The organism is Streptomyces sp. McG3, from assembly GCF_018619185.1.
Taxonomy (GTDB): Bacteria; Actinomycetota; Actinomycetes; order Streptomycetales; family Streptomycetaceae; genus Streptomyces.
The window spans coordinates 42,154-61,480 of the sequence record NZ_JAAXYC010000011.1 but is presented as its reverse complement, the minus strand read 5'-3'; the positions used below and the strand labels follow the sequence as shown (position 1 = coordinate 61,480).

The window sequence follows — 19,327 nt, the reverse complement described above, 5'->3', positions numbered from 1 at the left end:
GAGAGGTGTATAAGAGACAGGGGGCAGGACGGTCGGTCGGGGGCCGGGTGAGGACGGCGTCCCGGAGGCGGGCGTACTCCTCGGCCATGGTCTGCACGGTCCAGTGGGCGTTGAGGCCGCTGGGGTTGGGCAGAGCCCACACGCGGGCGCCGCCGACCGTGCGGTCCTGGGGGCCGATCCGGGCCCGGGGCTCCGCGAAGGCCGTGCGGTAGGCGGTGATGCCGACCACCGCGAGCCACTGGGGCGCGAGCAGTTCGACCTTCGCCGTCAGAGCGGCCCCGCCCTCCCGGAACTCGTCCGCGCCGAGCTCGTCGGCCCGGGCCGTGGCCCGCGCCACCACGTTGGTGATGCCGAGTCCGAGACCGAGCAACTCGGCCTGCTCCGACGGACGCAGTTGCCGTGGCGTGAAACCCGAGCGGTGCAGGACCGGCCAGAACCGGTTCCCGGGGTGAGCGAAATGGTGGCCCGTCACCGCGGTCGTCAGGCTCGGGTTGATGCCGCAGAAGAGCACGCGCAGACCGCCCGCGGCCACATCGGGAACGATGCGGTCACGGGCGGCGCTCAGCTCTTCGGGGGTCATGCGGTGAGGGCGGTGCCGGTCAGAGGATCGAGCCGGGGGTGTACTTCGCGGCCTCGGGGTGCTGCTCGGTGATCTTCTCGATCCGGGCGACCAGCGACGAAACCTGGTCGCCGGCGGCACCCGTGAACGAGAGCTTGTCGGCCATCAGCTCGTCCAGCTGCGCGCGGTCCAGCGGAATCCGCTCGTCCGCGGCGAGCTTGTCGAGCAGCTCGTTGCGCTCGGCGCCCTGCTCCCGCATCGCGAGGGCGGAGGCGACCGCGTGCTCCTTGATCGCCTCGTGCGCCACCTCGCGGCCCACTCCGGCCCGTACGGCGCCCATCAGGACCTTGGTGGTGGCCAGGAACGGAAGGTAGCGGTCCAGCTCGCGCGCCACGACGGCGGGGAACGCGCCGAACTCGTCCAACACCGTCAGGAAGGTCTCCAGGAGGCCGTCGAACGCGAAGAACGCGTCCGGGAGCGCCACCCGGCGGACCACGGAACAGGACACGTCGCCCTCGTTCCATTGGTCGCCCGCCAGCTCGCCGGTCATCGAGGCGTAGCCGCGCAGGATCACCATCAGACCGTTCACCCGCTCGCAGGAGCGCGTGTTCATCTTGTGCGGCATCGCGGACGAGCCGACCTGGCCGGGCTTGAAGCCCTCGGTCACCAGCTCGTGGCCGGCCATCAGGCGGATCGTCTTCGCCACCGAGGAGGGCGCCGCGGCGAGCTGCACCAGAGCGGTGACCACGTCGTAGTCGAGCGATCGGGGGTAGACCTGACCGACCGAGGTGAACGCCTCGGCGAAGCCGAGGTGCCCGGCGATGCGCTGTTCCAGGTCGGCCAGCTTGCCCGCGTCGCCGCCGAGCAGGTCCAGCATGTCCTGCGCCGTGCCGACCGGGCCCTTGATCCCGCGCAGCGGGTAGCGGGAGAGGAGGTCCTCCAGGCGGCCGTGGGCGACCAGCATCTCGTCGGCCGCGGTAGCGAAGCGCTTGCCCAGCGTCGTCGCCTGCGCGGCTACGTTGTGCGAGCGTCCGGCGATGACGAGCTCGCGGTACTCCGCCGCGAGCTTGCCGAGCCGGGCCAGTACGGCCACGGTGCGGTCGCGCATCAGTTCCAGCGAAAGGCGGATCTGGAGCTGCTCGACGTTCTCCGTCAGGTCCCGGGAGGTCATGCCCTTGTGGACCTGCTCATGACCGGCGAGGGCGTTGAACTCCTCGATCCGGGCCTTCACGTCATGCCGGGTGATCTTCTCGCGCTCGGCGATCGAGGCCAGGTCCACCTGGTCCAGCACACGCTCGTAATCGGACAGCGCCGCATCGGGCACCTCGATCCCGAGGTCCTTCTGAGCGCGCAGCACCGCCAGCCACAGCTGACGCTCCAGCTTCACCTTCTGCTCGGGGGACCAGAGGACGGCGAGCTCCGCGGAGGCGTAGCGGCCGGCCAGGACATTGGGGATGCGAGGCTTCGCAGACACAGCAGTCACGTAGACAGATTCTACTGGCGGTTTGTGCAGGCCAGCGACGCGCCCCGGTTTGTGGCTTGCTACGAAGGGGCGGAGGAGGCGCCTGCCCGGGCGACCGGTTCAGTCGGTCTCCGTGACACCCGCCGTGGTGTCGGGGGAGACCGCACGGCGCCAACCCGTCACCGGGCCCGGGTTCTCCGCGTCCGCCGGCGTGATCCAGAAGGCCCGGCCGGTCGTGGCGTCGAACTGGGCGCCCGAGCGGCCGTCGCCGGAGGAGCGGCCGGTGAGCCGCCGGGCGATCCAGGGAGCCAGGTGCTGACGGGCGAAACGGATGTCCTCCGTTCGCCGGGCCGCCCAGCGCGGCGGCGCGGTCGCGGGCATCCGCGCACGCCAGTCCAGTTCGGCCGGCAGCCCCAGGGTCTGCCAGACGGCCTCGGCGACGCGGCGGTGGCCTTCGGTGGCGAGATGGAGCCGGTCGACGTCCCACATCCGGGGATCGGCGATCGAGGGCGCGGAGTAGAGATCCACCACCGCGGCGCCGTGCTGCCCGGCCAGATCGTCGATCAGGGCGAACAGCGCCTCCACCCGGGGACGGAACCGGTCGAACACCGGCCCGCTCCGCCCGGGGCTGCGCATCAGCACCAGCTGTTCGCAGGTCGGTGCGAGACGCTCCACGGCCTCTTCGAGCCGCCCCCTGACCATCCCCATGTCGCACTTCGGGCGCAGCGTGTCGTTGAGCCCGCCGACGAGGGTGACCACATCGGCCCGGAGCGAGGCCGCCGCCTCCACCTGCTCGTCGACGATCTGGCCGATGAGCTTCCCGCGTACGGCGAGATTGGCGTACCGGAAACCGGGGGACCGGACCGCGAGCCGGGCGGCGAGGACGTCGGCCCAGCCCCGGTAGGTGCCGCCGGGGAGCAGGTCCGACATGCCCTCGGTGAACGAGTCGCCGACCGCGACGAGACTGGTGTAGGAAGCATTCAATTCCATGGCCAGATGAGCGTACCGGTCGGTAGGCCGGGAGGCCAGCAGGTCAGCGGGACCCCGGCCGTCCGACGAGCTCGCGGAGCACGTCCTCCATCGTGACCATGCCGGCCAGCCGGTCGTCCTCGTCGAGAACGGCCGCCAGATGGGTCCGGCTGCGCCGCAGGGCGGTGAGCACGTCGTCCAACGGGGTCGCCGCCCGTACGCGGGCGATCGGCCGCATAGCCGTCACCGGGAAGGGGACGTCCCGGGGCGTCGCGTCCAGGGCGTCCTTCACATGGAGGTAGCCGAGGATGCGCTGCTCGCTGTCCATCACCGGGAAGCGGGAGAACCCGGACTCGGACGAGAGCCGCTCCAGCTCCTCCGGAGTGGTGCCGACCCTGGCGTACAGCACCCGGTCGACGGGCATGACCACGTCCCGTACCGGCCGTCGGCCCAGCTCCAGGGCGTGGTGGAGGCGTTGCGCGGAGCGGTCGTCGACCAGCCCGGCGTCCCCGGCGTCCTGGACCAGCCGGGCCAGTCCGTCGTCCGAGAACGTCGCGGAGACCTCGTCCTTCGTCTCCACCCGCAAAAGCTTGAGCAGGGTGTTGGCGAACGCGTTGATCGCGAAGATCACCGGCCGCAGGGCGCGTGCCATCGCGACCAGCGGGGGGCCCAGCAGCAGGGCGCTCCGCGCCGGTTCGGCCAGGGCGATGTTCTTCGGCACCATCTCGCCCAGGAGCATGTGCAGATAGGTGGCCACGCCCAGCGCGATGACGAACGACAGCGGGTGGACCAGCCCGTGCGGGACCCCCACCGCGTCGAAGGCCGGCTCCAGCAGATGCGCGATGGCCGGTTCGGCGACGATGCCCAGCACCAGGGTGCAGAGCGTGATGCCGAGCTGGGCGGCGGCGAGCAGCGCGGAGACGTGTTCCAGGCCCCAGATGACACTGCGGGCCCGCCGGTTCCCGGCCTCGGCCTCCGGTTCGATCTGACTGCGGCGTACGGAGATCAGCGCGAACTCGGCGCCCACGAAGAAGGCGTTGGCCACCAGGGTCAGCAGGCCGATGAAGAGCTGGAGAACGATCACCGCTCGTCCTCCGTCCCGTCGTCGGACCCCGGCAGCGGGGCGTGCAGCAGGGCCCGCGCGGCACGGCGGCCCGAGGCGTCGACCACGTCGATCCGCCATCCCGCCAGCTCGACGCTGTCGTCCACCGTCGGGATCCGTCCGATCTCGGCGGCGATCAGCCCCGCGAGGGTCTCGTAGGGCCCGTCCGGCACCCGCAGACCGATCCTGCGGAGCTGGTCGGTGCGCGCCGCCCCGTCGGCCGACCACAGGGTCCGCCCGTCGGCGTCCTCACCGGCGGCGGCGAGGTCCGGCGTCTCGTGCGGATCGTGCTCGTCCCGGACCTCGCCGACGACTTCCTCCACGATGTCCTCCAGTGTCGCGACTCCGGCCGTCCCGCCGTACTCGTCGATCACCACGGCCATGGCGAGCCGTCCGGACAACCGGTCCAGCAGCCGGTCCACGGTGAGCGTCTCCGGTACGAGCAGGGGTTCGCGCAGCAGTTCCGAGATCCGGGTGTGGGGCCGCCGGTCGGCGGGGATCGCCAGCACGTCCTTGATGTGGGCCACGCCGACCACGGTGTCCAGGCTGCCCCGGTAGACGGGGAAACGGGACAGACCGGTCGCCCGGGTGGCGTTGGCGACGTCCTCGGCCGTCGCGCGCAGCTCCAGCGCGGTCACCTGCACCCGCGGCGTCATCACGTTCTCCGCCGTCAGCTCCGAGAGGTTCAGCGTGCGGACGAACAGTTCGGCCGTGTCCGCCTCCAGCGCACCCGCCTTCGCGGAGTGCCGGGCCAGCGCCACCAGCTCCTGCGGACTGCGGGCGGAGGCCAGCTCCTCGGTAGGTTCCAGACCGGAGCGGCGCACGATCCGGTTGGCCGTGTTGTTGAGGTGGCTGATGAAGGGGCGGAACAGCGCGGTGAACACGCGTTGCGGTGTGGCCACCGCCTTGGCCACGGCGAGCGGGGAGGAGATCGCCCAGTTCTTCGGGACCAGTTCGCCGACCACCATCAGAACCACCGTGGACAGCGCCGTGCCGAGCACGAGCGCCAGGGTGGACGCGGCGGCGGGAGGCAGCCCCGCCGCCTCTACGGGGCCGCGGATCAGCTTGGCGATGGACGGTTCCGAGAGCATGCCGATCACCAGATTGGTGACGGTGATGCCGAGCTGGGCCCCCGAGAGCTGGAAGGTGAGGCTCCGGACCGCCTTGAGCGCGCTCGCGGCGCCCCGGTCACCCCGCTCGACAGCCTGTTCGAGCTCGCCGCGCTCCACCGTGGTCAGGGAGAACTCCGCCGCGACGAACGCGCCGCAGGCGACGCAGAGCAGCAGGGCGACGAGCAGCAGCAGCACTTCGATCATCGGTTCACCTCCGTCCCATGATCGTGCAGGGGTGGGGGGACCGCGCGGTGTCGGCGGTGTCGGCTACGGGGAGGCTCGCCCATGGGCGGACGTTCACACCTTTCGGCAGGGGGTGACGGAGGGCATGTCATCGTAGGGCGTCTGCCCAGCGCCGCCCCGCCCACCGCGTCAATGTCCGCCGCACCGCGCCGGAAGCCGCCGCACCGCGCCGGAAGGCAGAGGTTGTGGTGGTACGCCTGTGCGCACCCGCCGTACCGCTCAGCCGGTCAGGTGTTTCACCCAGCGGCTCCACTGCGGCTGGGGCTCGTAGCCCGCCGCGCGCCAGGCCTGGTGGGCCGATGTGTTGCGGTCGAGGACCATGGCGTCGGCCCGCCGCCCGCCCAGGGCGACGAACCGTTCCTCGGCCGCCGCCAGGAGGGCGCCGCCCACGCCCCGGCGCCGCTGGTCCGGGTGGACCGCGAGCCGGTAGAGATGGCAGCGCCAGCCGTCGAAGCCCACGATGACCGTGCCCACCAGCGCCCCCTCCCGCTCCGCGAGTATCAAGGCGGCGGGGTCGCGTTCCACCAGGCGTGCGACCCCGTCCCCGTCGTCGCTGATGCTGGTGCCCTCGGCGGCCACTTTCCAGAAGGCGAGGACCGCGTCCAGATCGGCCGGGGTCGCGGACCGTAGCGAAAGATCGTTCATGACGGCCATCCCACCATCCGCGGCGGCGGGGCGTCGATCGCGTTCCACAGTCCGGGCGCGGCATCCCGCGCTCCCTGCCCCCGCGCTCCCCTTGCCGGTGCTAGCACGGCCGCGCTAGCGTGGTGGGGTGCCCAAGACTCAGCTGAACGTTCGAGTGGACGAGGCCACCGCCGAGGCCGCGCGGCAGCGCGCGCTGCAGAGGGGGATGAGCGTGAACCGCTACATAGAGGAACTCGTCCAGCAGGACGCGGGCGAGGTGGGACACACCTTCGTCGAGGCCGCGGCCGACTTCATGAAGCAGTACGAGTCGGTGTTCGCCGAGGAGTTCGGCCCGGAGCGCGAAGGCACCCGTTGAACCTTCGGATCGACCTCTCCTGGTTGCTGATGGTCGCCGAGCACAAGACGCCCGGAGACCCGCAGGTCGTCGACTGGGGTGCGCTCGTCGCCGCCGTCGCACGGCATGACGCGGAGATCTTCGGCAGCGCCGTCTACAGCGACCCGCACGCGCGGGCGGCCGCCCTGTTGCAGTTGCTCCTGCACGTGCCCGCACTCGAACACTCCAACGCGATGTTCGCCTCGGCCGTCGCCTACGGCTACCTCGTCGCCTCCGGGCTCAAGGTCATCACCTCGCCCGAGCAGGTCCGCGACCTGGCGCTGCTGGTGAAGCAGGGCAAGGCGGACGTGCGCGCCATCGCCGACGAGCTGCGGCAGTGGAGCGTGTGAGGCCGGGCGGGACACCCCGTGCCCCGGCTCTCAGTCCTCGGTGAACGGCTTTCGGGCCACGCCCAGCACACAGGGGGAGGAGGGCGCCTGGAGGCCCGTCTCCGGAATCCGCAGCCTGCGGTACGTGCCCATCTCGAAGCCCGCCGCCTCGATCGCGGCCAGCGGGTCCCGGGCCGTGTGACAGCCGCCGAAGAGCAGCGGCCACAGGGTCCGGTCGGCCACCCGCTGCGCCGTGGCCAGCGCCCGGCCCGGTGCCAGCCCGTGCTCGAAGAACCGCAGTTCGCCGCCCGGCCGCAGGACCCGCCTGATCTCGGCGAGCGCCCGGGGCAGATCCCGTACGGTGCACAGGACCAGGGACGCCACCGCCCCGTCGAAGGCCTCGCTCTTGACCGGCAGCGCCTCGGCGGCCCCCGGCACCACGTCCACCGGCACCTCCGCGCGCAGAGCGGAGCGGACGGCGAGCTGCCGCAGCGAGCGTTCCGGCTCCAGCGCCACGACCTCCGAGACGGCGCCGGGATAGTGGGCGAAGTTCAGCCCGTTACCGGCGCCGATCTCGATGACCCGGCCGGAGAGCCCCGACAGCAGCTCCTCGCGGTACGCGGCGATGCCGCCCTTCAGGTCGGCGGTCACGCTCACCCGTGCGTAGAAGCGGGCGAAGACCGGGTGGTGCACGGCGTCCCGGGGGAGTTTCCTGCTGCGCAGCTGCATGACGGACCTCCGCTGAGGAGTGGACGTGACGCTCGGGGATGGACGTGACGTTCCTCCACGATTCTCCCCCGGATCGCCCCGGCGGGAATCCCCGAGGACCGCCCGGACACCCCGGCGCGGCCCGTCAGCGCGTGGCCGCCCAGGTCCCTCCGAGCTCCGGAGCCAGCCAGCCCGGCGCGCCTGCCGCGAAGGCGGCGCCCGACAGGGAACCCGCGCCGGCCGGTACCGCGCCGAGCAGCGGTGCACCGGCCGCCACCGGCAGGTCCTCGATGTTGCAGCGGGACGCGAGGTCCGGCTCCGCCGGCATGCTGCCGATCACGACGCCCCGGCAGCTCAGCCCCCGGTTACGCAGCGCCTCGGCCGTCAGCGCGGTGGCGTTCAGCGTGCCCAGGCCCGCCGGGGCCACCAGCAGCACCGGCGCGGACAGCAGCCGGGCCGCGTCCGCTAGGGTGCCGCCCTCGTCGTCGAACCGCACGAGCAGCCCGCCCGCACCCTCCACCAGGACGAGGTCGTGCTCGGTGGCCAGCTTCTCCGCGGCCTCGGCGACCTCGAACGGCCGCACGGGCACGAGACCCGCCCGCCGGGCGGCCGTGGCCGGAGCCAACGGCTCCGGAAAGCGCGCCAGTTCGACCGCCGTCACCCGGCTCCCCGCCAGGCGCGCGACCTCGGCCGCGTCGCCCGGCTCCCCGGGGGCGAGCCCGGTCTGCGCGGGCTTGAGCACCGCGACCCGGCGGCCCCGTGCGGCGGCCGCCACCGCGGCGGTCACCACGGTCTTGCCGATCTCCGTGCCCGTACCGGACACCACCAGAATCGTCGACATATCGGCTCAGCCCTCCCGTGCCGCCGCGCACACGGCCCGGCAGATCCGTGCCACGTCCTCGTCCTCGGTGACGTACGGCGGCATCGTGTAGACGAGGTCGCGGAACGGCCGCAGCCAGACGCCCTCGCGCACGGCCGCGCGGGTCGCCGCCGCCATGTCCACCTCGTGGTCGAGCTGGACGACCCCGATCGCCCCCAGGACGCGTACGTCCACCACCCCGGCGAGGTCCGCGGCGGGAGCGAGCCCGGAGCGCAGGCCCGCGCCGATCCGCGTCACCTCGCCCTCCCAGTCCTGCCCGAGCAGCAGGTCCACGGAGGCCGAGGCCACCGAGGCGGCCAGCGGGTTGCCCATGAACGTCGGCCCGTGGGCCAGCACCGGCACCTCGCCGCTGGAGATGCCCTCGGCCACCCGGGTGGTGCACAGCGTTGCCGCCATCGTGAGATATCCGCCGGTCAGGGCCTTGCCGACGCACATGACGTCCGGCGAGATCCCGGCGTGCCCGGCGGCGAAGAGCTTGCCCGTACGCCCGAAACCGGTCGCGATCTCGTCGAGGACCAGCAGGACGTCGTGCTCGTCGCAGGCCTCGCGCAGGACCCGCAGATAGGCGGGGGAGTGGAACCGCATCCCGCCGGCCCCCTGTACCACCGGCTCCACGATGACCGCCGCGAGTTCGTCGGCGTGCTCGGCGATCAGCTCCCGCAGATGCGTCACATAGGCGGGGTCCGGCTCCGCGTCGAAACCGTCCGGCGGGGCGTCGGCGAAGACCTGGCGGGGCAGGGACCCCGACCACAGCTCGTGCATCCCGCCCTCCGGGTCGCACACCGACATCGGCTGCCAGGTGTCCCCGTGATAGCCCCCGCGCCAGGTCAGCAGCCGCTGCTTGGCCGGACGCCCGGCCGAACGCCAGTACTGGAGGCACATCTTGACGGCGACCTCCACGGAGACGGACCCCGAGTCGGCGAGGAAGACGTGCTGGAGCGGCCCGGGGGTGATCTCCACCAGCCGGGTCGCCAGCCGGACGGCGGGCTCATGGGTGAGCCCGCCGAACATCACATGGCTCATCCGGTCCAGCTGGCCGCGTGCCGCCTCGTTGAGGACGGGGTGGTTGTAACCGTGCACCGCCGACCACCAGGAGGACATGCCGTCCACCAACTCGCGCCGCCCCTCGACGGGTTCGGCGAGCCGGAGCCGTACGCCGGAGGCGGACTCCACGATCAGCGGCTCCTGGCGGCCCGGCATCGGACCGTACGGATGCCAGACGTGCGCCCGGTCCAGCGCCCGCAGCTCATCGGGGGCGTACGGCTTCGGCGCGGCGGACAGAGGGAGTGCGGGGGCGTACGGCTCAGGCATTGGGCGCGAGATCCGTTCCCGCGCCGCGCCGGCGCACCGCCACCAGATCCGTACGCGCCGTGCCGTTGGCGTCCGTACGCGCCACCGGGGCGCTCTCCCCGGCCTCGGAGTCGGCAGCGGCCACCGCCTCCCGCTCCCCGTGTCCACCGCACGGCCCGCAGCCCCCGCCGCCACCGTGGGAACCGCAGCCGGCGGCTCCGGAGTCCTCGTGTGATCCGCAGCCGGAGTCCGCCGTGGCCTCCCGCGTCCCGCAGCCGCCGCCCAGGGCGTCGGCCCGGTGGCGCGGCAGCGTCGTCGTGCCCGCGCCCTCCACCGCGAAACCCGCGTCCGCGATCATGTCCAGGTCGGTCTGGCCGGCCTGGCCCTCACTCGTCAGGTAGTCGCCCAGGAAGATGGAGTTGACCAGATGGAGCGCCAGCGGCTGCATCGAGCGCAGGTGCACCTCACGGCCCCCGGCGAGCCGGACCTCGACATCGGGGCAGACGAAGCGGACCATCGCCAGAATGCGCAGGCAGCGCTGCGGGGTGAGGTTCCACTCCTTGGCGAGCGGCGTTCCCTCGAACGGGATCAGGAAGTTCACCGGCACCGAGTCGGGGTCCAGGTCCCGCAGGGCGAACACGACGTCGACCAGGTCCTTGTCGCTCTCGCCCATCCCGGCGATCAGCCCGGAACACGCCGAGAGCCCGGCGGCCTGGGCCTGTTGCACGGTCTCCACCCGGTCCGCGTACGTGTGGGTGGTGGTGATCGCCCCGTACGTCTCCTCGGACGTGTTGAGGTTGTGGTTGTACGCGTCGGCGCCAGCCGAACGCAGCCGGTCGGCCTGTCCGTCGGAGAGGAGGCCGAGGCAGGCGCAGACCTCGATGCCCTCGTTCTCCTCCTTGATCGCCTCGATGGTCTTCGAGACCCGGTCGACGTCCCGGTCGGTCGGGCCGCGCCCGCTCGCGACCAGGCAGACCCGCTTGGCGCCGCCCGCCACTCCGGCTGCGGCGGCCTTGGACGCCTCGTCCGGCTTCAGCCAGGTGTACTTGAGGATCCCGGCCTTCGAACCGAGCCGCTGCGAGCAGTAGGAGCAGTCCTCGGGGCAGAGCCCCGATTTGAGGTTGACCAGATAGTTGAGCTTGACGCGCCGCCCGAACCACTGACGGCGCACCTTCCCGGCGGCCGCCACCACGTCGAGCAGCTCGTCGTCGGAGGTCGCCAGTACGGCGAGCGCTTCTTCGCGGGTCGGCAGTTCGCGCCGCAGCCCCTTGTCCACCAGCGTGTTCAGCAGGTCCATGAAAGATGATCCTGACGTACGGCACCGCCTCCAGCCAAGGAGGAACCAGACAGGAGACCCGGGCGAGGGTGTGTGTATTGCCACACCCTGACCTGCTGCGCACCCGGCTAGGGTCTGTTGGCTGCCTACAAAGGGACCGTCCGCACCGGACCGTCCGCGCGGAGCCGCCCGCCGAGGGCCCGCCTACCCAAGGGACCGCCCCATGTCCTTCGCCCCGTTCGACTGGATCGACGCCGAGGCCCGCAGCAGGGCCGCCGCCGGACTCGTACGGACCCTGCGTCCGCGCGGCGCCGAGCCGGAGCTGCTGGACCTCGCGAGCAACGACTACCTGGGCCTCACCCGGCACCCGGAGGTCACCGGCGCCGCCGCCGGCGCCGCCCGGACCTGGGGGGCGGGGGCGACGGGGTCCCGGCTGGTCACCGGCTCCACCGCCCTGCACGCCCGGCTGGAACGGGAGCTCGCCGCGTTCTGCGGTTTCGAGGCGGCCCTCGTGCTCTCCTCCGGGTACGCGGCCAATCTCGCCGCGCTGACCGCGCTGACCGGGCGCGGCTCCCTCATCGTCTCCGACGCCGGCAACCACGCCTCGATCGTGGACGGCTGCCGGCTCTCCCGCGCCGGGACCGCCGTCGTGCCCCACGCCGACCCGGACGCGTTCGGGAAGGCCCTGCGGGAACACGACGGACGGGCCCTCGCCGTCACCGACTCGGTCTTCTCCGTCGACGGCGACGCCGCCCCGCTCGACGCCCTGGCCGAGGTCTGCCGTTCCGCGAACGCCGCCCTGCTGGTCGACGACGCCCACGGCCTCGGCGTGCTGGGGGAGGGCGGCCGCGGCGCGCTCGCCGCGGCCGGGCTGGCGGGCCGCGACGGGATCGTGGCCACGCTCACCCTGTCCAAGTCCCTGGGCAGCCAGGGCGGAGCGGTCCTGGGGCCCGCCCGGGTCATCGACCACCTGGTCAACACGGCCCGTACGTTCATCTTCGACACCGGACTCGCCCCGGCGGCGGCCGGCGGCGCGCTCGGCGCCCTCGCGGTCCTGCGCCGGGAGCCCGAACGGGCGGCCCGCGCCCGGGAGGTGGCCACCGCGCTGTTCACCCGGCTCACCGCGGCCGGGCTGAGGGCGGTCCGGCCCGACGCGGCCGTCGTCTCCGTCCGGGCGCCCTCGGCGGACGCGGCCGTGCGCTGGGCGGCCGACTGCCGCGAGGCCGGGATGGCGGTGGGCTGCTTCCGCCCGCCGTCGGTGCCGGACGGCGTCTCGCGGCTGCGGCTGACCGCGCGCGCCGACCTGACCGAGGAGCAGATCACGGCCGCGGTGGCCACGGTCCTCGCCACCGCTCCCCGGCAGGCGGACGCTCCGGTCAGTTGAAGCGGCGTGGACCGGCTCCGTGCGGGCCGAGCCCGTCCACGAACGTGCTCCAGGCCGCCGCCGAGAAGCGCAGCGGCGGCCGGCGCACGTCCTTGGAATCGCGTACGGCGAGGAGCGCGCCGCCCAACAGGGCGGTCTCCACGCAGTTGTTCATGCCGGTCGAGCGGCTGCTGCGCCGCCACCGCGGGGTGGGCGGCGCGGTGGACGGCGGCGGTGCGGCGGACAGTGCGAGACGGTCTGACATGGCGGCCCCTTAGCTGCGTCCGATCTCGGTGATGAGGTCCAGCGAGCGTTCTGGTGACAGCGCGTGTGCCTGCAAGGAACGGAAGGCCGAGCTGTACGCGTCGAGGTCTTCTTTCCGTTCCAGATAGAGGCTACTCGTCAAGTGGTCAAGAACGACCACATCCAGATCAGAAATGTTCGGAAAGGAGAAAATAACGAAAGGGCCGGTGAGGCCGACGTAACCGCCGACCGAGAACGGCAGCAACTGCAGTTGCACATGCGGCAGTTGGGCAACCTGTGTCAGATGGTGCAGCTGGTCCCTCATCACCTCCGGCCCGCCCACCTCGCGGCGGAGAACCGCCTCGTCCAGCACGGCGGTGAAACGCAGCGGCGGACTCGCGCGCAGCACTCGCTGGCGCGTCAGCCGGACCTCGACCAGCGAGTCGAGCCGGCCGTCCGGTAAGCCGTCCAGCGAGGCGCGGGTCACGGCACGCGCGTATCCGGCGGTCTGGAGCAGCCCCGGCACCACCGAGGTCTCCAGCGTCCGGACCGTACTGGCCTGCGACTCCAGACTGATGAAGTCCCGGTACTGCGGCGGGATCAGCCCCCGGTAGGCATGCCACCAGCCCGAGCCGCCACCGCCCGCCGACCCCGCGAGGACTTCGAGCAGGCAGCGCAACTGGGTGTCGCACACCGCGTAGACGTCCAGCAGCCGTGACACGTCGGCGGGCGTCACCCCGCTCGCGCCCGTCTCGATGCGGCTCACCTTCGACTGGTGCCAGCCGAGCAGCCGCGCCGCGTCCCGGCTGGTCAGCCCGGAGGCGTGGCGCAGACTCCGCAGCTCCTCACCGAGCTTGCGGCGTCGGACGACGGGGCCGTGCAGCATGCCGGTCTCCTTCTGCTGTCGGAAAGGGCCGGTCCGTCACCGGGGCCGGCCCGCAGAGGGGTCAGTGTGCCGTCCGTCCACGCCGTACGGGTCCCGAATTCACCGCTTCGAGCGACAGATATATGCATATCTTGGCCGAACGCCGTTACAGGGAGCTGCATCAATGGCAATCTGGCGCGAAGCACAATCCTGGCCGGCCGCCGGTCGACCAGGGCGGGAAAGGGACGGCGTCGCCATGGCAGACCATCAGGAAGCAACCGTCACGCTGCCGACCGATCCGGTCTCGGTCTCATCGGCCCGCAGACATGTCGCCAGGACCCTGGCCCAATGGGGCCTGCCCGACGACACCGAGTTCGCCGACACCATCCGGCTGATCGTCTCGGAGCTGGCCACCAACGCCGTCCAGCACACGTTCGGCCAGTCGCCCACCTTCACCGTGGACCTGCGCCTCGAACGCGACGAGGAGCTGTATCTCGGCGTCACGGACAGTCACCCCCGCTGGCCCCAGCGGCTGCCCGCCGCCGTACGGCAGGACAACGGCCGCGGCATGGTCATCATCCGGGCGCTGGCCAAGGAGCGCGGCGGGCGGCTCCAGGTGACCCCGACCGCCGAGGGCGGCAAGACGGTCTGGATCGCCCTCCCCTGGGTCGTTCCGATCCAGGGCCGACCCCGGTGAGGCTCATCGCGCGCCGGCCGTGATCCCGCGGCCGAAACCGCTGCGCAGCAGCGCGAGCAGCGTCGCCGCCGCCGCGGTCGACTTCTCGCCCCGGTGCACGACCGAGATGGTCCGGCGGAACGAGGCGGGCTCCAGCCGCCGGACCGACAGCGGGGTCGAGGACATCGAGGCGACCATCTCCGGCACCACCGCCACCCCGAGCCCCGCGCTGACCAGCGCGCACACCAGCGCGTACCCGGGCGACTCGCAGACCACCGCCGGTGTCGCCCCGGCCGCGGCGAGGGCGTTCTCGACCCCGCGCCGGGGCGGATGGGTGGGCGCGCTGCTGATCAGCGGCCGCCCCGCCAGCTCGCCGACCGGCAGCCGCCCGGTGCCCTCGGAGAGCCGGTGGCCCACCGAGGTGACCAGCACCAGCTCCTCGACCAGCAGGGGTTCGAGGAGAACGCCCGCCGACGGGGGCTCGGCCGCCGCCGGTTCGTAGGCGTGGGTCAGGGCGAGGTCCACCTCGCCCGCGACCACCGCGGCGATGCCGCCCGGCGGTTCGTACTCGGCGACGGCGAGCTCGACCTCCGGATGGGCCCGCCGGAACGCGCTCAGGACCGGCGGCAGCAGATGGATGCCGGCCGTCGTGAACGTCCCCACCCGCAGCCTGCCGCCCGAGAGCCCGGCCAGCCGCGCCAGCTCGTGCCGCGCCTGGTCCAGCTCGTCCAGGACCCGCCGGGCCCGGCCCGCCAGCAGCTCGCCCGCCGCCGTCAGCCGCGCCCCGCGATGGTGGCGCACCAGCAGTGCCGCCCCGGCCTCCCGCTCCAGTTTGGCCAGCTGCTGGGAGAGCGCGGGCGCGGTGTAGCCGAGGCGGGCGGCGGCCCGGGTGATCGATCCGGCCTCCGCGACCGCCACGAGCGCCGCGAGCCGTGTCGGGTCGTACATGAAAGCGTTCCTTTAGGCAGACCCAGAAGATTGCAAGTACACGCTAAAGGCTCCGCCGGTCCAAGGTGGACCCATGGACGCACAACTGATCGCCTTCACCGGGGTCGCCGCCGGGATGGTCGCGCTGCCGGGCGCCGACTTCACCGTCGTCGTACGCAACGCCCTCGCCTCGCGCACCGCGGGCCTGGCCACCGCGCTCGGCGTCGCCGGAGGGCTGCTGGTGCACACCGCGCTCGCGGTCGCCGGACTCGCCGCGGTGCTGGTGACCATGCCGGTGCTCTTCCGCGCCGTCCAGCTGCTCGGCGGCGCGTACGTGCTCTACCTCGGGGTCAGCGCGCTGTACGCGATCCGCCGCCGGCCCTCGCGGGACAGCTCCGGCTCCCCCTCCGGTACGCGGGAGGACGAGCCGGGGCGGCCCGTGCCCAGGGAGTTCGGACGCGCGCTGCGCCAGGGGTTCCTGACCAACGCGCTCAACCCGAAGGCCCCGGTCCTCTTCCTCAGCCTGCTGCCGCAGTTCGTGCCCGACGGTCAGCCGCCGCTGCCCAGGACCCTGCTGCTCGCGGCCCTGGTGGTGGTGCTGGCGCTGATCTGGTTCCCGGCCGTCGCCCTGCTCGTGGACCGGCTGGGCCGGTGGCTGCGCCGCCCGCGTACCGCCCGCGCCATCGAGGGCGGCAGCGGAGTGGCGCTCACCGGTCTGGGACTGGCGCTGGTCACCGGCCCCCTGCTGCGCTGAGGGCGCGGTGGACGGCGCGGGCGGCTCCGAGGCCGGGCCGGGCCGCCCGCACGGAAAGAGCGTCCGGCCGGTGGGTCAGCGGACCCGTCCGTACCAGACGCTCTTGGACCAGATTTTGGCCAGTCTCACCACGTCCCCCGATTTGGGGGAGTGCCAGATCTTCCCGGCCCCGGCGTAGATGCCCACGTGGTAGACGCTGCGCCCCGAATGGAAGAAGACGAGGTCGCCGCGTTTGCGCTGCGACTTCCCGATGTGGCGGGTCTTGTTGTACTGCTGCTGTGCCGTGCGGGGAAGCTTCTTGCCGGCCTTCTTGAACGAATAGGCCGTCAGCCCCGAACAGTCGAAGCGGCTGGGACCGGCCGCTCCGTACTTGTAGGGGGCCCCCTTCTTCGACGCGGCCACCTTCAGGGCCTTCGTCGAGTGGGTGGCGGCCTCGGCATCGTTCACGAGACCGGGCGCCAGCATCGTGGACGTCACGGCCAGGGTGAGTACCGAGGCCGTACCGACCCGGGCGAACAGAGACGGGACATGAACCTGCGCAGACATGCGCAACCCTTCGTCAGCCGCCTGTGAAGGATGACCTGTCGGGTTCGGGCTGGCGAAGTCGCCCGGCCGCTGTCGCGGCTTCACCCCGAGGGCTTCCCGGTCTCCCGGTCGGCCCGTTGTGCTCGGGTCCTCCACTCCTGCCGATCCACTCCTGTCGACCAGTCATCCGGGCGGCGGCAGGACTCGGCGTCCGCCCGGACCGCCCCGCCGCGGTGGCGGGGGCTTGTCGTCCCAGGGATCTTGACTCACTCGGTGCCGGATTTCCGAGCTGAAACAGCGGTTTGTGAGTCTCCTCACCACTGATCCATTCGGGTGGACAGGTCGGATTCGCGCTCGTGCACGAGCCGGGCGCACACCCTCGTACCAGCGACGAAAGGGAGCATTTCGAGTACGGACCGCGCGCCGAACGCAAGTTGAGCCGTCGCTCGTGCGGGTGATCGTCTACGCCGAACGAGCGAGGAGAATCGGTCCCGGGACCGGGCGTGTCGTGCGTGGGGCCGACCGGCCCGCTCCCGTAGCGCGCTCCTCGTGCGCGGGGCCGGTCAGTTCACGGGCGGCGGCATCGCGACCCGGCCCGCCCGGCGCTCCCCGTCCAGGACGCGCAGGGCCCGCGCCAGGGTCGCGGCGTGGATCCGCGACTCGCCGCGCTCGTGCATCAGGGCGAGGGCGTCGCGCAGGGCCGCAGCCCGGGAGGCCAGGGCCTGGGCGGCCCGCAGTGCGCTGTAGGTGTCGCTGCCGTGGGCCGGGTTGATCCGGCCCACCTGGTCGAGCACGGCCAGATAACAGTCGACGAACTCACCCTCCGCGCGGGTCAGTGCGGGCAGGGGCGGGAAATCGGGTGGCTCCATCGGCATCTCACCTCGCGTCGTACGGCGGCCTGGAGGGTCAGCGGTTCTCCACGACGTGGTCGACCAGCCCGTAGTCGAGGGCGGCCTTGGCGTCGAGGATGGTGTCGCGCTCGATGTCGGCGGTGATCTGCTCCGCGGTCCGGCCCGTGTCCCGGACCAGCATGGCCGCGAACATCTCGCGGGTGCGCACCAGTTCGCGCGCGTGGATCTCCAGGTCGGACGGCTGGCCCCGCATCGGCTCCTCCATCGCGGGCTGCTGAATGACTACCCGCGCGCCGGGCAGCGCATGTCGGCGCCCCTTCGCCCCGGCCGCCAGCAGGGCCGCCGCGTAGGAGCCCGCCTGCCCCAGGCAGAAGGTCTCCACCTCGCAGGTCAGGAACCGCATCGTGTCGTAGACCGCCGCCATCGCCTGGAACGTGCCGCCGGGGGAGTTGATGTAGAGCGACAGGGGCCGGTCCGGATCGGCGTGCTCCAGATACATGAACTGGGCGATGAGGTCGCTCGCGGCGATGTCGTCGATCGGGCTCCCGAGGAAGACGATCCGCTCGGACAGCAGCTTGGAGTACGGGTCCAGCGTCCGGGTTCCGGTCGCGGTGCGCTCGGTGAACTCCGGCAGTACGTAGCGGGCGGCGGGGCGGATCATGGCGTGCCTCTCTCCTGGAGCTGACCATCCGTCTGCCCGTCCGTGAAAAATGTACAGGACGTACAGAAGGTTATGATGGGGACTATGGCCTACGAGATTCCGGTGACGCAAGCACGGGCGGAGCTCGCCGAACTGATCAACCGCGTTGTCTACGGCGGTGAACGCGTGGTGGTGACGCGGCACGGCAAGCCGCTCATCGCCCTGGTTTCCGCCGCTGACCTGCAACGACTCGAAACCGATGAAGCGGCTGCCGAGGAGCAGGTGATCAGCTCGGTCTCCTCGATCGGCTCCACGCCATCCGCTCAGGGCGAACGGCACAGGTTCGGCATCGCCGCCGAGCACCGCCCCCACGACGGCCGGGACTCCTGATGCCGCGACGGCCCGGGACGGCATGGAGCCGGGCGCCCCTCCGGTAAGAGGGGCGCCCGGCTCGGCGACGCGGGATCCGGAGCTCAGCCGGTCAGGGCCGGCTCCCGGACGGGTGCGGCCGGCTCGTCCGTCGCGGGCACCCGGCGGGCGGACATCACCGCCGCCAGGCCGGTCAGCGCCCACAGTGAGAGCGTCAGCACGGCGCCGCCCGCAGCGCTTCCGTCGAAGAAGGCGACCGAGCGGAGCAGTGAACCGCCGGCGCCCGGCGGAAGCCACTGGCCGATCACGCCGACGGGCTCGGGCAGCAGCTCCGGTGCGCTGGTGACGCCGGAGAAGGGGTTGCCCAGCAGGACCATCAGCAGCGCCCCGAGCCCGATGCCGCGCGGCCCGAACAGGGCAGCGAGTCCCGCCACCGCCGAACCGATGGCCAGCACGGTGAGCGCGACCACTCCCGCCTCCGTCCACCAGTCGCCCGTGACCACGCCGAGCCAGCTGTGCGCCACGGCCGTGGCGGCGAGGCCCACCAGCGCGGCCGACCCGACCAGGGTCACCGCGGCCCGTGCCCCGCGCAGCCCCATCAGGGTGACGACGGCTCCGGCCGCCATGCCCGCCAGGGCGAGCGGCAGGACGCTCGCGCCGAGTGCGCTGCCGCGCGGGTCACCGGACGGCGCGGCGACCACATCGGTGACCCGGACCGGAGTGTCCTCGGGGGCGGACGCCGTCACGGCCTCGCGCAGCAGCTGGGAGACGACGGGGCTCGCCGCCGAGGCGGTGAGCAGGTGCGGCCCCCGCGGGGTGGCGACGACGGCTCCGTATACGACCCGCTCCTCGATCGCGGTGCGGGCGGCGGCCTCGTCGTCGAAGCGGTGCACGTCGAACGCGCCGTCGCGCTGCTCGAAGCGCTGTTCCAGCTGCTGGGCCGCCGATGCCGGCCCCGCGACCCCGACCGGAAGGTCGCGCGGTGCGATCCGGGCGGCGGGCCAGGCGAAGGCCCAGAGGGCGAGCGTCACCATCAGGGGGATCAACAGGGTCACCGCCACCGCGCGGCGGTTGGGTGCGGTGGACATGAGAGGGCCTCGATTCGTGCGGCGACGGAGTGGTGATAGAGAAGGATCGTTCGTTTTACGTCTTGTCCCCACTGTCGG

23 protein-coding genes and 1 riboswitch are annotated in these 19,327 nt (G+C 72.4%); of the genes, 6 read left to right on the top strand and 17 right to left on the bottom strand.

The genetic code is table 11. From position 1 onward, the window contains the following. The 6 genes from mug to HET64_RS03730 form a co-directional block, all read right to left on the bottom strand. Positions 1-580 (bottom strand): G/U mismatch-specific DNA glycosylase (gene mug, locus HET64_RS03755; protein ID WP_215102223.1); only part of this gene is annotated, 580 nt, incomplete at its 3' end. 19 nt (positions 581-599) lie between these two features. Further along, positions 600-2,042, bottom strand: a complete 1,443-nt coding sequence (gene purB / locus HET64_RS03750; RefSeq protein ID WP_215102222.1) for an adenylosuccinate lyase — start codon at positions 2,040-2,042, stop codon at positions 600-602. 99 nt (positions 2,043-2,141) lie between these two features. After that, the gene (locus tag HET64_RS03745) at positions 2,142-3,011 is read right to left on the bottom strand and encodes an SGNH/GDSL hydrolase family protein (protein WP_215102221.1); all 870 of its coding nucleotides are present in this window, start codon (positions 3,009-3,011) and stop codon (positions 2,142-2,144) included. Positions 3,012-3,054: 43 nt separating this feature from the next. Beyond that, the gene (locus HET64_RS03740; RefSeq protein WP_215102219.1) at positions 3,055-4,074 is read right to left on the bottom strand and encodes a hemolysin family protein; all 1,020 of its coding nucleotides are present in this window, start codon (positions 4,072-4,074) and stop codon (positions 3,055-3,057) included. Continuing rightward, complete coding sequence (locus tag HET64_RS03735) at positions 4,071-5,408, bottom strand: hemolysin family protein (RefSeq protein ID WP_215102217.1); 1,338 nt, start codon at positions 5,406-5,408, stop codon at positions 4,071-4,073. Before HET64_RS03735 ends, HET64_RS03740 begins: the two co-directional genes overlap by 4 nt. Positions 5,409-5,666: 258 nt before the next feature. After that, a complete protein-coding gene (locus HET64_RS03730; protein WP_215102215.1) occupies positions 5,667-6,140 on the bottom strand; it encodes a GNAT family N-acetyltransferase in 474 nt (157 codons plus the stop codon). Between the two features lie 79 nt (positions 6,141-6,219). On the opposite strand from HET64_RS03730, the gene HET64_RS03725 reads away from it, so the two are divergent. Next, on the top strand, positions 6,220-6,447 hold the full coding sequence (locus HET64_RS03725; protein ID WP_010062312.1) for a hypothetical protein: 228 nt from the start codon (positions 6,220-6,222) through the stop codon (positions 6,445-6,447). Beyond that, entirely contained in the window at positions 6,444-6,815 is a 372-nt protein-coding gene (locus HET64_RS03720) for a hypothetical protein (protein WP_018957883.1), read from the top strand. The genes HET64_RS03725 and HET64_RS03720 overlap by 4 nt, the downstream gene beginning before the upstream one ends. A 30-nt stretch (positions 6,816-6,845) precedes the next feature. Here HET64_RS03720 and HET64_RS03715 read toward each other — a convergent pair whose 3' ends face one another. The 4 genes from HET64_RS03715 to bioB form a co-directional block, all read right to left on the bottom strand. Then, on the bottom strand, positions 6,846-7,523 hold the full coding sequence (locus HET64_RS03715; RefSeq protein ID WP_215102213.1) for a class I SAM-dependent methyltransferase: 678 nt from the start codon (positions 7,521-7,523) through the stop codon (positions 6,846-6,848). Between the two features lie 124 nt (positions 7,524-7,647). Continuing rightward, complete coding sequence (gene bioD / locus HET64_RS03710) at positions 7,648-8,343, bottom strand: dethiobiotin synthase (protein WP_215102211.1); 696 nt, start codon at positions 8,341-8,343, stop codon at positions 7,648-7,650. A gap of 6 nt (positions 8,344-8,349) precedes the next feature. After that, complete coding sequence (locus HET64_RS03705) at positions 8,350-9,693, bottom strand: adenosylmethionine--8-amino-7-oxononanoate transaminase (RefSeq protein WP_215102209.1); 1,344 nt, start codon at positions 9,691-9,693, stop codon at positions 8,350-8,352. Further along, positions 9,686-10,969 carry a biotin synthase BioB gene (gene bioB, locus HET64_RS03700; RefSeq protein ID WP_215102207.1) on the bottom strand — a complete coding sequence of 428 codons (1,284 nt, stop codon included), beginning with the start codon at positions 10,967-10,969 and terminating at the stop codon, positions 9,686-9,688. Before bioB ends, HET64_RS03705 begins: the two co-directional genes overlap by 8 nt. A gap of 202 nt (positions 10,970-11,171) precedes the next feature. Here bioB and HET64_RS03695 point away from each other — a divergent pair, with 202 nt between their 5' ends. Beyond that, complete coding sequence (locus HET64_RS03695) at positions 11,172-12,332, top strand: 8-amino-7-oxononanoate synthase (protein WP_215102205.1); 1,161 nt, start codon at positions 11,172-11,174, stop codon at positions 12,330-12,332. Here HET64_RS03695 and HET64_RS03690 read toward each other — a convergent pair. Both HET64_RS03690 and HET64_RS03685 read right to left on the bottom strand, forming a co-directional pair. Then, positions 12,325-12,576, bottom strand: a complete 252-nt coding sequence (locus HET64_RS03690) for a DUF397 domain-containing protein (protein ID WP_215102203.1) — start codon at positions 12,574-12,576, stop codon at positions 12,325-12,327. The two genes, HET64_RS03695 and HET64_RS03690, sit on opposite strands and share 8 nt — an antisense overlap. A 9-nt stretch (positions 12,577-12,585) precedes the next feature. Beyond that, positions 12,586-13,440 (bottom strand): helix-turn-helix transcriptional regulator, encoded by an 855-nt coding sequence (locus HET64_RS03685; protein ID WP_215102201.1) that lies wholly within the window; start codon positions 13,438-13,440, stop codon positions 12,586-12,588. 235 nt (positions 13,441-13,675) lie between these two features. Between HET64_RS03685 and HET64_RS03680 the strand changes: the two genes are divergently transcribed. After that, complete coding sequence (locus tag HET64_RS03680) at positions 13,676-14,116, top strand: ATP-binding protein (RefSeq protein ID WP_215102199.1); 441 nt, start codon at positions 13,676-13,678, stop codon at positions 14,114-14,116. A gap of 3 nt (positions 14,117-14,119) precedes the next feature. Here the strand turns inward: HET64_RS03680 and HET64_RS03675 are convergent, their stop codons facing one another. After that, the gene (locus tag HET64_RS03675; protein ID WP_215102196.1) at positions 14,120-15,043 is read right to left on the bottom strand and encodes a LysR family transcriptional regulator; all 924 of its coding nucleotides are present in this window, start codon (positions 15,041-15,043) and stop codon (positions 14,120-14,122) included. A 73-nt stretch (positions 15,044-15,116) separates the two neighbouring features. Here HET64_RS03675 and HET64_RS03670 point away from each other — a divergent pair, with 73 nt between their 5' ends. Then, the gene (locus HET64_RS03670; RefSeq protein ID WP_215102194.1) at positions 15,117-15,776 is read left to right on the top strand and encodes a LysE family translocator; all 660 of its coding nucleotides are present in this window, start codon (positions 15,117-15,119) and stop codon (positions 15,774-15,776) included. A 75-nt stretch (positions 15,777-15,851) separates the two neighbouring features. Here HET64_RS03670 and HET64_RS03665 read toward each other — a convergent pair whose 3' ends face one another. The 3 genes from HET64_RS03665 to HET64_RS03655 all read right to left on the bottom strand — a co-directional run bounded on the left by HET64_RS03665 (position 15,852) and on the right by HET64_RS03655 (position 17,813). Beyond that, complete coding sequence (locus tag HET64_RS03665; protein ID WP_215102192.1) at positions 15,852-16,322, bottom strand: C40 family peptidase; 471 nt, start codon at positions 16,320-16,322, stop codon at positions 15,852-15,854. A 3-nt stretch (positions 16,323-16,325) separates the two neighbouring features. Further along, positions 16,326-16,511: riboswitch (cyclic di-AMP (ydaO/yuaA leader) on the bottom strand. Between the two features lie 353 nt (positions 16,512-16,864). After that, complete coding sequence (locus HET64_RS03660) at positions 16,865-17,170, bottom strand: hypothetical protein (RefSeq protein ID WP_007453675.1); 306 nt, start codon at positions 17,168-17,170, stop codon at positions 16,865-16,867. A 37-nt stretch (positions 17,171-17,207) separates the two neighbouring features. Beyond that, positions 17,208-17,813: an ATP-dependent Clp protease proteolytic subunit gene (locus HET64_RS03655; protein ID WP_215102190.1), complete on the bottom strand. Its 606-nt coding sequence runs from the start codon at positions 17,811-17,813 to the stop codon at positions 17,208-17,210. An 84-nt stretch (positions 17,814-17,897) separates the two neighbouring features. On the opposite strand from HET64_RS03655, the gene HET64_RS03650 reads away from it, so the two are divergent. Then, the gene (locus HET64_RS03650) at positions 17,898-18,182 is read left to right on the top strand and encodes a type II toxin-antitoxin system Phd/YefM family antitoxin (protein WP_215102188.1); all 285 of its coding nucleotides are present in this window, start codon (positions 17,898-17,900) and stop codon (positions 18,180-18,182) included. 83 nt (positions 18,183-18,265) lie between these two features. On the opposite strand, the gene HET64_RS03645 is transcribed toward HET64_RS03650, so the two are convergent. Beyond that, positions 18,266-19,249: an ABC transporter permease gene (locus HET64_RS03645; protein WP_215102186.1), complete on the bottom strand. Its 984-nt coding sequence runs from the start codon at positions 19,247-19,249 to the stop codon at positions 18,266-18,268. Between the last annotated feature and the right edge of the window lie 78 nt (positions 19,250-19,327).